Genomic DNA, 13,223 nt, shown 5'->3' with positions numbered 1-13,223 from the left:
CTGTGAATTATATCACGCTTTTATTGGCTAATCGTTAGTTTCTTTACATCGCCATTGCGAGTCGTCACTAAGTAGCCTTCAGGCAGTTCAATTGGTGCAACCGCAAAGCCGCTATCATCGACAAGCTGTTGAGCAACAAACTCACCCGATGAACGATCTAACCAGTGCAGGTAACCTTCTGTGTCACCCACGACTACATAACCATTAATAATAGCAGGTGCTGTCAGTAAGCGGTTTTCTAACAATGGAGTGCTCCACAGTTCAGTACCACTACGAGCATCAACCGCAACCACATGGTCTTTGTCGGTAACAACGAACAAACGGCTGCCATCACTTGCTAAATCAATCGCTGACGAGTAGTTACGCTTCCAAATTGGCTTACCAGAACGAAGGTCAATTGCAATCAGCTGACCATTGATACCTACGGTATACAGGGTGCCACCGAGAACAATTGGAGATGCATCAACATCAACCAAGCGATCGATTTCCGTTGCGCCTTTTGGCGTACCTACTGGCTGTTGCCAAATAAGCTGACCACGGTCAACGATAGCCGCAGCTAGACGACCATTTGCTGTACCCCAGAATACACCACCAGAAACCGCAACCGGTGAGCTATCGCCACGGAGTGTTAGGCTTGGCACTTCAGTACTGATGGTCCACTTTTGTTCGCCACTTGCTTGATCTAGCGCGATCAACATACCGCGACTGGTATGAACAATGACCATGTTGCTATCAGTTGCTGGGGATGCAAGCACCTCGCCATTCACTGATACACGCCACAGCTCTTCACCGGTCGATTCTTCCAGTGCGATCACTTTGCCATTTTCAGAACCAACAAATACTTTACCGTAAGCCGCCGTTAAGCCACCCGATAAACGAGCCAGTACGTCTTTCTCAAGATCGACTTTCCACAGCTCTTTACCTGTATCAGGATCAAGCGCTTTAACCATACCTTCACGGCTTGCAACAAACACTTTGTCGTAAGCCAATTCTGGCGTTAGTTTTGAAAAGTAGTGACCAACACCATCACCAACCGACGTAGACCATTCCTGACTAGGAGTGAACTCGCTGTTTACCGTTGGTACTGGAGCCATGATTACGGTGTCTTCTTCACCCGCACAGCCAGCTAGTAGGCCAAGAGCAATCGCACACAACGCCGCTTTTGGAAACATCTTCTTCATTCAAAGCGCCTTATTTAGCTAGGTCGTCAAGTTTGATTTGAAGCGTTTGGCTAGCATCAACAGCTTGCTGTGCTTCTGTGTAAGCACTGTATGCTGCGTCAGTGTCGCCTTTACGAAGTGAGATATCACCACGCAGTTCAGCAACACGGCCTTTCCAAGATTCATCAGTCATAGCAGCAAGATCAGTCAATGCTGCGTCAAATTCACCTTGCTCAGCTTTAATGCGTGCAACACGGTAAGTAAGTAGTGGCGCAAGTGCCGCGTCCTTAGTTGCCGATTTTGCCCACTCTAGCTGTTCAAGTGCTGCTGCTAGCTCACCCGCTTGCACTTGTACTTTTGCTAATTGCATAGCTGCAAGTACTGAGTACTCAGCGTCTTTGTTTGCGTCGATGAAAGCTTGAATATCAGATTGAGCATCAACGCCCTTAGTATCAAGAGCTGAAATTACAGAGGTGTAGCTTTCTGAAGCTGCTTCACGCGCTTCAACGACTGAATCTTGGTAATAACGCCAGCCAAATAGACCACCTAAACCAATAACCGCACCAAAGATTACGGCTTTACCGTTCTCTTTCCACCAATCTTTAATGGCTTCAACTTGTTGCTCTTCGCTATCGTAAAGTTCCACTTCCTGTCCTCTTTAATTCTTTAAACGCCAGCATAGTGCTGACGTTAGTATTCATTATGAGCGTTTGCTCAATGGCTAATTAGATTAGCGCAGCAACTTTCTCTGCAACTTCCGTTTGAGACACGGTTTCTTGCTCGCCGCCAACCAGATCTTTTAGCACAACTGTATTGTCAGCAACTTCGTTCTCACCAAGTACCAGCGCCACAACAGCACCTACTTTGTCAGCACGTTTGAATTGCTTCTTGAAGTTACCACCACCGAAGTGGTTCATTACACGCACGCCTTCAACGGTGTCGCGTAATTGATTCGCTAACTGCATGCCCGCGATCATAGTACCTTCGCCAGCAGCAACTACGTAAACATCAACGCTACGGCGAACTTCTGTTAGCTCTAGCGTTTCCATCATCAGAACCAGACGCTCTAGACCCATTGCGAAGCCAACTGCATTGGTTGCTTTGCCGCCCAGTTGCTCAACAAGACCATCGTAACGACCGCCGCCACATACTGTACCTTGAGCACCAAGGCTGTCTGTGATCCACTCAAATACGGTGCGGTTGTAGTAATCTAGGCCACGTACTAGACGCTCATTGACTTGGTATTCGATACCAACAGCGTCAAGAAGTTCACACAAACCAGCAAAATGTTGCTTCGATTCTTCACCTAAATATTCAGATAGTCGAGGTGCGTCACCTAAGATAGCTTGAACATCAGGGTTCTTAGTATCAAGTACACGTAGAGGGTTGGTGTGCATACGACGTTTGCAGTCTTCGTCAAGCACATCAATGTGTTGCTCAAGGAAAGCCACTAACGCAGTGCGGTAGCTTACGCGATCTTCTTGAGAACCGATTGAGTTCAGCTCTAGGCGAACGTGCTTATCGATGCCTAGCTCACGCCATAGACGTGCTGTCATCATGATAAGTTCTGCGTCAACGTCTGGACCGTCTAGGCCAAACACCTCAACACCACATTGGTGGAATTGACGGTAACGACCTTTTTGAGGACGCTCGTGACGGAACATAGGACCCATGTACCATAGGCGCTGTTCATCACGGTTGATAAGGCTATTTTGAATACATGAACGTACACAACCTGCTGTGCCTTCTGGACGCAGCGTTAGGCTATCGCCATTGCGGTCGTCAAAGGTGTACATCTCTTTAGAAACAACGTCTGTCTCTTCACCAACTGCACGGCTAAATAGGTTTGTTTCTTCAACGATAGGCATACGTACTTCGTTGTAACCGTATGCACTCACCACGTTTTTAACTGCGCTTTCTACTTTCTGCCACAGTGGTGATTGAGTTGGAAGGCAGTCGTTCATGCCTCGAATTGCTTGGATATTTTTAGCCACAGTATTTATTCCGTAATTTCTCACGACCAGGTGTTAGTGCGAATAGACAATCACACCCCATCGCGTTGTATTAATCTTCTAAGTTTTCTACATCAATGCGATTTGCTTTATCAAGCACTGACGCTTTTGCACGAATCTTAGCTTCAAGTTTGTCGACAAGGTCATCGTTGTCGAAGCGCTCTTTCTGACGCTTACCGTCTTCGTAGAAGGCACTCTTACGAGCACTACCGGCTAAACCTAAGTGAGACACTTCAGCTTCACCAGGGCCATTAACCACACAACCTATGATCGACACGTCCATTGGAGTAATCACGTCTTCTAGGCGTTCTTCAAGGGCATTAACGGTGTTAATAACATCGAACTCTTGACGAGAACAGCTCGGGCACGCAATGAAGTTGATGCCACGAGAACGAATGCGCAAAGATTTAAGAATATCAAAGCCAACTTTGATCTCTTCAACAGGATCAGCCGCTAGCGAGATACGCAGCGTATCGCCGATACCTTCAGAAAGAAGCATACCTAAACCTACCGCTGACTTCACAGAGCCAGCACGCGCACCACCCGCTTCGGTAATGCCAAGATGAAGAGGCTGATCAATCTGCTTAGCCAGCAAACGGTAAGAACCGACTGCAAGGAATACATCAGAGGCCTTAACGCTGACTTTGAATTGATCAAAGTTCAGACGGTCTAGGATATCTACGTGACGCATTGCTGATTCAACAAGCGCTTCTGCTGTAGGCTCTGTGTACTTCTCTTGGATCTCTTTCTCAAGAGAACCACCGTTAACACCAATACGAATCGGAATATTCATATCACGTGCGCAATCAACAACTGAGCGGATACGGCTTTCGTTACCGATGTTGCCTGGGTTGATACGCAGACAGTCAACGCCGTATTCTGCCACTTTAAGGGCGATACGGTAGTCGAAGTGAATATCAGCAACCAAAGGAACAGAGACCTGCTGTTTGATTAGCTTAAAGGCTTCAGCGGCATCCATAGTCGGTACAGATACGCGAACGATATCAGCGCCAACTTTTTCCAAAGCTCGAATTTGAGCAACGGTCGCGGCTACATCTGTTGTTCTTGTGTTGGTCATGGATTGCACAGCAATTGGTGCACCATCACCGATCGGCACATCACCCACATAAATACGGGTTGATTTGCGACGAATAATAGGAGATTCGTGTTGCATATTAACTCTAAGGTAAGGTTATTCTAGCTACTTTGCCTGAAGTATACCCAGAAAGGTCGACAGGTTCACTTGCAAATGTCATTGATACGCCCTCTGGCGCACCTAGAATCACTTTATATGGCGCAGTTCCTGATAGATTTAATGACTGACCTGCTTTTTTGATGCCAGTCGACAGGGTTTTACCGGTTGCATCTTTTACTTGGATCCAACAATCAGCAGAGAACTGCATCACTAGCTCGTTAGCCACAACTTCAGGAGTAGCACTTGCTTCTACAGCTTCTGCCTTAGCAGCAACTTCAGTAGCGGATTCTGTCTCTGTTGCTTGTTGTGCCGCAGTTTCGTCAGCTAGAGCAACTGCATCTGAAGTATCTTCCGTATCGCTTATAGCAACAAGGTCATCTGTACTTTCAGCAGCAGCACCTGCTTCGTTTTGTTCAGCTTCAATCACTTCTAAAGAGGTGAATTCAGGGGCAAGTGATTCTTCTACCGCTAGCTCTTCTGAACTTGCAGTATTCGCTAAAGATTGAGATAGGGTGTCTTGCTGTTGGTTCTGCCACCACCACAGTGAAGAGATACCCGCAATTACCGCAAAAATGCTCCAAGTAAGGATCATAATACGGCTGTTGTGCTTCTCGGTTTTGGTCTTACGAGAAAAGCTCAGCATTTCTTGCTCTTGATGCTGAGCATCACCAGCATGATGCAGCGCACTCAATACGACTTTTTCGTCAAGATTGACGTATTTCGCGTATGAACGAATGTAGCCACGCATAAACGTCGCCACTTGATCTGACTCGAATTGGTTTTCTTCAATTTGCTGAATCAGCGTAACGCGAAGTTTTAAGCGATCAGAAATCTGCTTTTGCGTTAAACCAAGAGCTTCTCGTTTGTTCTTAAGCAGCGTTCCCGCTTCCAAAGCTGGAGCGATCGGTTCTTGCGTTTGTGTATCTTGTTCTGTGTTCATAGAGAGTGAACTTCTAAAGTATTATCGCAAGTTGAGGAGAGCGTTTTTTTATTGTCGTTTAAGCTCAATCTAACAACCCACGTTATGTGGAATTTTTCCTGCTATCTAAATCATCAACCCTTAAAGGCGAACATCATTCATTTGTTATGGATGACCTTCTCAGGAAGCTAGTTTATCAAGTAGCCAACCTAAATAGACATATTGGCGATCAGTAGCAAGCGAGCACTTAAATTAATTTAAGATTAGTTAATCATAAGCTAATGCCATTACAAGGCAAAAACACTTTAAACAAAATTTACCGTCAGCTCATGGTTTTGTCCAAAATTTGACGAAAAATGTAAGAAAGCGTGGGCAAGAAGTCCAAAAAATCAAAAACTGTCCCCCAGAAAAGCAACAAGCCAGAAGTAAGACTTCTGGCTTGTTTAGGTTCTAATCGCGTTTTATACCGCTTTTACTTCAATCACACCACCGGCAATCAAGTTCGCTTCAGAGGCTGCTTTAAGCATTTTAGTACGCTTGGTTCTGTCAATAACATCACCGACTAATTGGCCACACGCGGCATCAATATCATCACCACGCGTTTTACGAACCGTTACTGTGTAGTTGTATTCCATCAGCGTTTTTTGGAAGCGATCAATTCGAGAGTTGCTTGGCTTCTTATAAGGCGAACCCGGGTAAGGGTTGAATGGAATCAAGTTAATCTTACAAGGCGTCTCTTTCATTAGCTCTGCAAGTTCACGTGCGTGGTCCATATCATCATTCACATGATCCAATAACACGTACTCAACCGTTACTTTACCGCGGTTAGCATTTGAAGAGGCAATGTAACGACGAACAGATGCTAGGAAGTCTTGGATATCCCAACGATCGTTGATCGGCATGATTTGGCTGCGTAGTGCATCGTTTGGCGCATGCAGAGAGATAGCCAATGCTACATCGATGTTGTCTGTCATTTGGTCAAGGCCAGATACAACACCAGAAGTTGATACGGTTACACGACGCTTAGACAGTGCGAAACCTAGATCATCAAGCATGATTTCTAATGATGGCATTAGGTTCTTCATGTTCAATAGAGGCTCGCCCATACCCATCATTACAACGTTAGTAATTGGACGACGACCGGTTTCTTTTTCTAGGCCGATTTCGCGAGATGCACGCCAGATTTGGCCAACAATCTCTGAAACTTTTAGGTTACGGTTAAAGCCTTGTTGAGCTGTAGAACAGAACTTACATTCAAGTGCACAACCAACCTGTGAAGATACACACAGCGTCGCACGGTCACCATCTGGGATGTATACCGTTTCAACGTCTTGGTCGCCAACGCTCATCGCCCATTTGATTGTGCCATCTGAAGAGTGTTGAGCTTCAGAAACAACAGGTGCAACAATCTCACAGCGACGTTGCAGTTTCTCACGTAACTTTTTGTTGATGTTGTTCATTTGTTCGAAGTCATCGACACCGAAGTGATAAATCCACTTCATCACTTGCTCTGCTCGAAACGCTTTCTCATTCAGTTCTTCTGTGAAAAATTTACGAAGACCTTTACGATCAAAATCGAGTAGATTGACTTTAGCTGTGGTCATGATGCCTCTCAATGACGGAACAATAATTAAGGGCGCGAATTGTACAGGCTTTACGCAACTTCAACAAGCACTGTAAAACCCTGTGTTTATTAAGACATTCAAACTTAAGCGATTAAAATTTGAACAACTGTATTTATCAGCCTGAGATTACCCAATTTAAACAAAAGATTCCCGACTACGCTCCTTCGTCGCTTTCAGGAATGACGACTAAATTGATTATCGAGAACGCAAAGTCCACTTACAAAAAAGGCCTCACCGAAGTGAAGCCTTTTGAATCATTTGCTGTGTCGATTATTGAGCTGGACGTGGGCAAATTTCAGATTCAGGGAAAAAGAACTCGATTTCACGAGCTGCAGACTCAGGGCTGTCGCTGCCGTGTACTGAGTTGTAACGCATGCTGATTGCGTAGTCAGCGCGGATAGTGCCGCATGCTGCTTCTTCTGGGTTAGTTTTACCCATTAGTTCACGGTAACGAGCGATTGCGTTTTCGCCTTCAAGTACTTGAACCATGATAGGACCAGAAGTCATGAACTCTTTTAGTGGACCAAAAAATTCTTTGCCTTCATGTTCCGCGTAGAAGCCGCTCGCTTGCTCTTCAGTCAGACGAACCATCTTAGCAGCGATAATTTCAAGACCTGCTTTTTCGATTCGGTGGTAAATTTCACCAACAAGGTTACGCTTAACTGCATCCGGCTTAACAATTGAGAACGTTCTTTCTAGAGCCATAGGGATTCCTTCACTTCATTTTTTTGTTATTAAATACTGAAATTACTGAGATCTTTCAATCTTAGCTTTATGAATGAGCGGCACAAAATACCGCTCACTCTTATTATTATTTTGCTTGGTCAACAAGAAGACGAGCCAGTGTACGAACACCCATACCCGTTGCGCCTGCCGCCCACTTATCACTTGCTGATTTACGGTAGGTACCCGCGCAATCCATGTGAATCCAACCTTTTTTGTAGTCGTCTACAAAGTAAGAAAGGAACGCAGCGGCTGTACTTGCACCCGGCGTGTAATCGCCCGTGCTGATGTTTGAAAGATCAGCAAAGTTTGAAGGCAACATGCCACGGTGGAAATCAGCAAGAGGCAATGGCCATAGGCCTTCTTTCTCTTGATTTGCCGCCGTTAGCGCTTGATGAGAAAGCTCATCGTCGAAGCTTAATAGTGCGTGGTAGTCGTTACCCAGTGCATTTTTAGCTGCACCAGTTAGCGTTGCACAGTCGATGATAAGCTCAGGGTTTTGTGCACTTGCGTACATCAGGCCATCAGCAAGCACCAAGCGGCCTTCCGCATCGGTGTTCATGATCTCAACTGTCTTACCATTTTTGTAAGTAATGATGTCGCCAAGCTTCAATGCACGGCCAGAGATCATGTTCTCAGCACAACATAGGATAAGCTTGATACGCTTGTTCAGACCACGTTCAATCGCAAGACCCAAGCCACCAGTGATGGTAGCTGCGCCGCCCATGTCAGCTTTCATCGCTGTCATGAATTGCCCTGGCTTGATGCTGTAACCGCCTGAGTCAAAGGTAATACCTTTACCCACTAGACAAGCAAACACTGGTGCGTTTTCGTCACCGGTTGGGTTGAAGTCCAGTTGCAGCATTGCAGAGGTGCGCTCAGAGCCACGACCTACCGCATAAATGCCTTCCCAACCTTCAGTTAGGAGATCTTTGTCTTTAACGATTTTTGCTTTTACTGTGCCTGCTGGCGCCACTGATTTGATGTATTCAGCTGCCATCGTCGCTAATTGACGAGGAGCCACTTCTTCAGCAGTTTTGTTGATAATGTCACGCGTCCAATCAGTAGCACGGATGCGAGCTTCTAGCTCAGCTTGATCAGCTTCTGAAAGTGCATCCCATTCCAATGCATTCTTTTTCTTTGGTCCACGGTAGCCTTGGTAGAAAGCCCAAACGCTTTCTAGATCCCAACCTTCACCACGAAGTGAAACGAATGCGATACCTTGTCCGTCAAGCGTACGACCAGCACGCTGAACTGCGCCTAGATCGTGGCCTTCACCAATGTGAATTGTCGCTCCCGCTTCTGAAAACGATAAAATAGCTCTTGCTCCCCACTGAGGCTGGGCAGCTTCTTGACTTAAAAATACTGACATCTGTGTAGACATGATTTCTCCTTGTCATGAACCACTTTGAGTGTGTGATTCTGATTATTTTTTATTAGCGCACTGATGTTAGCATTATGTAGGAGGAAAATGTCATTTTGATAAAAAAACGGACCATAAGGTCCGCTTTTTTTAGTAAGAATTGTTAACTTGGCTGCGTTTTATATTGGACTGATACCAACCCGCGACCAAATCATCAGATAAGAGGATTAATCCATCTCATCCATCCAGCACAAAATAATAGCCTCTAAGATTTTCTCATTCGAGTGGTTAGGCTCGTCGTCGAACTCTTCAAGGTCTAGCACCCATTGATGCAGATCGGTAAAACGTACCGTTTTAGGATCAGTATCAGGGTACAAATCACATAGCTCAATTGCGATATCTCGCGAATCAATCCACTTCAAGCTCATAACACTTCCTTATATTTATCAGCGACGCTCTGTCACCTTTATGATCTATATTCTAGGCCAGTTTTCTTAGTATGTTTGTCTAAGCAATAGCTCTCTCTGTCATCACTGTATTAGCCATGACTGAGAACAGGTTCTTAGTGGTCTTCAGAAGCCAGGTTCAATGTGTACTTTGGAATCTCTACTACAAGATCTTCATTCGCCACTTTTGCTTGGCAACCCAGGCGAGATTCCATCTCTAAGCCCCATGCTTTATCTAGCATGTCGTCTTCTAGGTCATCACTCTCTTCTAAAGAATCAAAACCTTCACGAATCACAACGTGACATGTCGTACATGCACACGATTTTTCACATGCGTGTTCAATACCAATACCGGCCTTCAATGCAACATCAAGAACCGTCTCACCAGTTTTTGCTTCTAAAACAGCGCCTTCTGGACATAGATCTTCGTGAGGTAAAACAATAATCTTTGGCATGTTTATCTATTCTCTAACTATTAAATATTATCGACTGACTGACCTGACAGTGCAGCACGAATTGATTTATCCATACGACGAGAAGCAAAGTCTTGGCTCGCTTTGTCGGTATTCTTAATTTCTAGTTCAATCGCATCGGCATTATCGCCATTGCGCACTTCAATCAGTGCTTCAATCGCTTGAACAAGTTGTTGTTTGCCTTGCTCATCAAGTAACTCATCGCCATCGGCTTGCATTGCAGCAATTAGGCCTTCAATAACGCGATCCGCTTCTACGCGTTGCTCAGCAAGAGCACGCGCTTGCATGTCTTCTTTTGCAAAAGTCATCGAATCTTTCAGCATGCTAGCCACTTCGTTATCGCTTAGACCGTAAGAGGGCTTAACTTGGATTTCAGCTTGAACGCCTGTGCTCTTCTCCATTGCGGTAACCGATAGCAGGCCATCAGCATCCACTTGGTAAGTTACACGAATATGAGCAGCACCTGCAGTCATCGGCGGGATGCCTTTCAAAGCAAATCGAGCCAGTGAACGACAGTCATCAACCATTTCGCGTTCACCTTGTACGGTGTGCACTGTCATAGCAGTTTGACCGTCTTTGAACGTGGTAAATTCTTGTGCGCGAGCCACTGGGATCGTGGTGTTTCGAGGGATGATCTTTTCGACCAAACCGCCCATGGTTTCGATGCCAAGAGACAGAGGGATAACGTCCAGAAGCAGCATCTCAGAGTCAGGCTTATTACCGACTAAGATATCCGCTTGAATCGATGCGCCAATTGCAACCACTTCATCAGGGTTAATGCTGGTTAGTGGCGTACGACCAAAGAAGTCACCGACCATTTCACGTACAAGTAATGTGCGAGTTGAACCGCCGACCATCACGACTTCTAGAACTTCATCTGCATCAACTTCCGCATCTTTTAGTGCACGACGGCATGAAAGCAGTGTTTTCTTAACGAGCGGTTTGATGATCTCTTCAAACTCTTCACGAGTTAATGAACCAGACCAACCTAGTACTTCAACCTCAACGCTTTCAGCTTCAGATAAGCCAATCTTAGCTTCTGTTGCGGCGTCTAGAAGAATACGGTTCTGCTCTGCAGTTAGCTCCGATAAGCCCATTTGCTCTTGGAAATGATCCGCAACTAAATGGTCAAAGTCGTCGCCGCCTAATGCAGAGTCACCGCCCGTAGCTAGAACTTCGAAGACACCTTTAGATAGGCATAGGATAGAGATATCAAACGTACCACCACCTAAGTCATAAACAGCAATTACCCCTTCTTTACCTGAATCCAAACCGTAAGCAATCGCAGCGGCAGTCGGCTCATTAAGAAGACGTAACACGTGAAGACCAGCAAGTTGCGCCGCGTCTTTCGTACCCGCACGCTGTGCATCATCAAAGTAAGCAGGAACGGTAATAACAGCACCAGATAACTCGCCACCAAGTGTTGACTCAGCACGTTGACCTAGCGCTCGCAGAATGTCTGCAGATACTTGAATTGGGTTTTTGTTACCTTGCTCTGTGCGAATCACAGGCAAACCATTATCACTTTCTTCAAATTGATATGGCAGAGATGGGTATCGCTGTTGAATATCTGACAGTGAGCGACCGATTAGTCGCTTAACTGAGATAATGGTATTTTTAGGATCAGTCTGTGCATTTGCACGAGCTTCATCACCAGTCGTGTATGACTCTGACGTATAGTGAACAACGGAAGGAAGAATACTGCGACCCTGTTGATCAATCAGTGTGCTCGCCTCACCACTGCGCACTGCCGCAACCAATGAGTTTGTTGTACCTAAATCAATACCCACAGCAAGCTTGTGCTGATGAGGAGCGGCGCTTTGCCCTGGTTCTGCAATCTGAAGTAGTGCCATGGATGTGTCCTTGTTATACGAACTAGCCGATCAGACGATCTTCAACTAACTCGATTTCATTCTTTAATTTTGCAATAAACTTAAGCTTTCTTACTCGGTCTGCAGCTTCTAGCCAAGCCTCACTGTCGAGTTCTTGTTGGATAGCGCTTAATTGTTGTTTATACATTTTGCTAACCTTTCCTTCAAATGCAAACAAAGCATCTTCAGGTTCAGAACTGTCGGCGATATCTTCAAGCTCTTCACGCAATTCCATTTGCTCCATTAGGAACATAGGATCTTGCAGGGTCTGCTGTTCACCACGAATATCCTCACCATGTTGCACTAACAGGTATTCAGCTCGGCTGATTGGATTCTTCAATACCTGATACGCATCATTGATTTGCGCAGCTTTTTGCACGGCTAGCAGGCGATCACGCTCAGAAGCAGTGGCAAATTTATCAGGGTGGAATTGGCGTTGCAGATCTCTAAACTGAGAAGAAAGAAGGCTACCATCCAGTTGAAACTGAAGTGGTAGCCTAAATAATTCGAAATGATTCATGTAACGGTGGTCCTAAGTTTAGGCTCTTCAATCAGAGCCTAATTTTATTCTTCGCTCACTATAAACGCTTAACGATTGAAGCGTTTATACGTTGAAGCTCTCACCACAACCACATTCGCCTTTCGCGTTAGGGTTGTTGAATTCAAAACCTTCGTTTAGGCCTTCTTTTACGTAATCAAGCTCAGTTCCGTCTAGGTAAACTAGGCTCTTTGGATCAATAATGACCTTAACACCTGAATGCTCGAACACTTCGTCTTCTTCGTTAAGCTCGTCAACGAATTCTAGTACATACGCCATACCCGAACAGCCAGTCGTTTTTACCGCTAAGCGTAACCCGATACCTTTACCTCGGTTATCTAGGAAAGCTTGAACTCGGCTTGCTGCCGTATCTGTCATGGTGATGGCCATACTACAACCTTGTGTTTTATATAAATTGAGAACTCAGGGGGAGCACAAAGGATGCTCCCAAATATTGCTTATTTTTTGTGATTACTTAATGATACGATTAACGCTTCTTTTTGTAATCCGCAACAGCTGCTTTGATTGCATCTTCAGCAAGAATTGAACAGTGAACTTTCACTGGTGGCAACTCTAGCTCTTCTGCGATTTCAGAGTTTTTGATAGCTGCCGCTTCATCAATACTTTTGCCTTTAACCCACTCAGTTACTAGTGAGCTAGAAGCGATTGCGCTGCCGCAACCGTAAGTTTTGAATTTTGCATCTTCGATAATGCCTTCTGGCGTTACCTTGATTTGCAGTTTCATTACGTCACCACAAGCTGGTGCGCCAACCATACCGCTACCAACACTTGGGTCTTCTTTATCAAACGAACCTACGTTACGTGGGTTTTCGTAGTGATCAATTACTTTTTCGCTATATGCCATGATAGTTACCTCGAATCCTCTATTTCCGTGAGA

The 13,223-nt window shown here is 45.3% G+C and carries 14 protein-coding genes; all 14 read right to left on the bottom strand.

The window, feature by feature from the left end; all coding sequences use genetic code 11:
• Positions 1 to 20 precede the first annotated feature (20 nt).
• Positions 21 to 1,181, bottom strand: coding sequence for an outer membrane protein assembly factor BamB (gene bamB, locus CWO13_RS18740; RefSeq protein ID WP_108083370.1), 1,161 nt, complete (start codon positions 1,179 to 1,181; stop codon positions 21 to 23).
• 10 nt (positions 1,182 to 1,191) lie between these two features.
• Positions 1,192 to 1,806 carry a YfgM family protein gene (locus CWO13_RS18735; protein ID WP_048658834.1) on the bottom strand — a complete coding sequence of 205 codons (615 nt, stop codon included), beginning with the start codon at positions 1,804 to 1,806 and terminating at the stop codon, positions 1,192 to 1,194.
• A 79-nt stretch (positions 1,807 to 1,885) separates the two neighbouring features.
• Complete coding sequence (hisS, locus tag CWO13_RS18730; protein WP_017062514.1) at positions 1,886 to 3,154, bottom strand: histidine--tRNA ligase; 1,269 nt, start codon at positions 3,152 to 3,154, stop codon at positions 1,886 to 1,888.
• Positions 3,155 to 3,224: 70 nt separating this feature from the next.
• On the bottom strand, positions 3,225 to 4,346 hold the full coding sequence (gene ispG / locus CWO13_RS18725) for a flavodoxin-dependent (E)-4-hydroxy-3-methylbut-2-enyl-diphosphate synthase (protein WP_009848294.1): 1,122 nt from the start codon (positions 4,344 to 4,346) through the stop codon (positions 3,225 to 3,227).
• Positions 4,347 to 4,353: 7 nt separating this feature from the next.
• Positions 4,354 to 5,307 (bottom strand): cytoskeleton protein RodZ, encoded by a 954-nt coding sequence (gene rodZ, locus CWO13_RS18720; protein ID WP_108083369.1) that lies wholly within the window; start codon positions 5,305 to 5,307, stop codon positions 4,354 to 4,356.
• A 440-nt stretch (positions 5,308 to 5,747) separates the two neighbouring features.
• Positions 5,748 to 6,890 carry a bifunctional tRNA (adenosine(37)-C2)-methyltransferase TrmG/ribosomal RNA large subunit methyltransferase RlmN gene (locus CWO13_RS18715; RefSeq protein WP_017062516.1) on the bottom strand — a complete coding sequence of 381 codons (1,143 nt, stop codon included), beginning with the start codon at positions 6,888 to 6,890 and terminating at the stop codon, positions 5,748 to 5,750.
• A gap of 291 nt (positions 6,891 to 7,181) precedes the next feature.
• Positions 7,182 to 7,616, bottom strand: a complete 435-nt coding sequence (gene ndk / locus CWO13_RS18710; RefSeq protein WP_008222758.1) for a nucleoside-diphosphate kinase — start codon at positions 7,614 to 7,616, stop codon at positions 7,182 to 7,184.
• Between the two features lie 106 nt (positions 7,617 to 7,722).
• On the bottom strand, positions 7,723 to 9,018 hold the full coding sequence (pepB, locus tag CWO13_RS18705) for an aminopeptidase PepB (RefSeq protein WP_017629862.1): 1,296 nt from the start codon (positions 9,016 to 9,018) through the stop codon (positions 7,723 to 7,725).
• Positions 9,019 to 9,224: 206 nt separating this feature from the next.
• The gene (gene iscX / locus CWO13_RS18700) at positions 9,225 to 9,425 is read right to left on the bottom strand and encodes a Fe-S cluster assembly protein IscX (RefSeq protein WP_004740335.1); all 201 of its coding nucleotides are present in this window, start codon (positions 9,423 to 9,425) and stop codon (positions 9,225 to 9,227) included.
• Positions 9,426 to 9,559: 134 nt separating this feature from the next.
• Complete coding sequence (gene fdx / locus CWO13_RS18695) at positions 9,560 to 9,898, bottom strand: ISC system 2Fe-2S type ferredoxin (RefSeq protein ID WP_017629863.1); 339 nt, start codon at positions 9,896 to 9,898, stop codon at positions 9,560 to 9,562.
• A gap of 20 nt (positions 9,899 to 9,918) precedes the next feature.
• Positions 9,919 to 11,769: a Fe-S protein assembly chaperone HscA gene (gene hscA / locus CWO13_RS18690; RefSeq protein ID WP_108083368.1), complete on the bottom strand. Its 1,851-nt coding sequence runs from the start codon at positions 11,767 to 11,769 to the stop codon at positions 9,919 to 9,921.
• A gap of 22 nt (positions 11,770 to 11,791) precedes the next feature.
• Positions 11,792 to 12,307 (bottom strand): co-chaperone HscB, encoded by a 516-nt coding sequence (gene hscB, locus CWO13_RS18685; protein ID WP_108083367.1) that lies wholly within the window; start codon positions 12,305 to 12,307, stop codon positions 11,792 to 11,794.
• 84 nt (positions 12,308 to 12,391) lie between these two features.
• Positions 12,392 to 12,715 (bottom strand): iron-sulfur cluster assembly protein IscA, encoded by a 324-nt coding sequence (iscA, locus tag CWO13_RS18680; protein ID WP_010440519.1) that lies wholly within the window; start codon positions 12,713 to 12,715, stop codon positions 12,392 to 12,394.
• Positions 12,716 to 12,812: 97 nt separating this feature from the next.
• The gene (gene iscU / locus CWO13_RS18675; protein ID WP_004740340.1) at positions 12,813 to 13,190 is read right to left on the bottom strand and encodes a Fe-S cluster assembly scaffold IscU; all 378 of its coding nucleotides are present in this window, start codon (positions 13,188 to 13,190) and stop codon (positions 12,813 to 12,815) included.
• Between the last annotated feature and the right edge of the window lie 33 nt (positions 13,191 to 13,223).

The sequence above is a fragment of the Vibrio sp. ZF 223 genome (genome assembly GCF_003050585.1).
Lineage (GTDB): Bacteria > Pseudomonadota > Gammaproteobacteria > Enterobacterales > Vibrionaceae > Vibrio > Vibrio crassostreae.
Note: the sequence above shows the minus strand (reverse complement) of the source record. Positions and strands in the feature narration are given on the sequence as shown.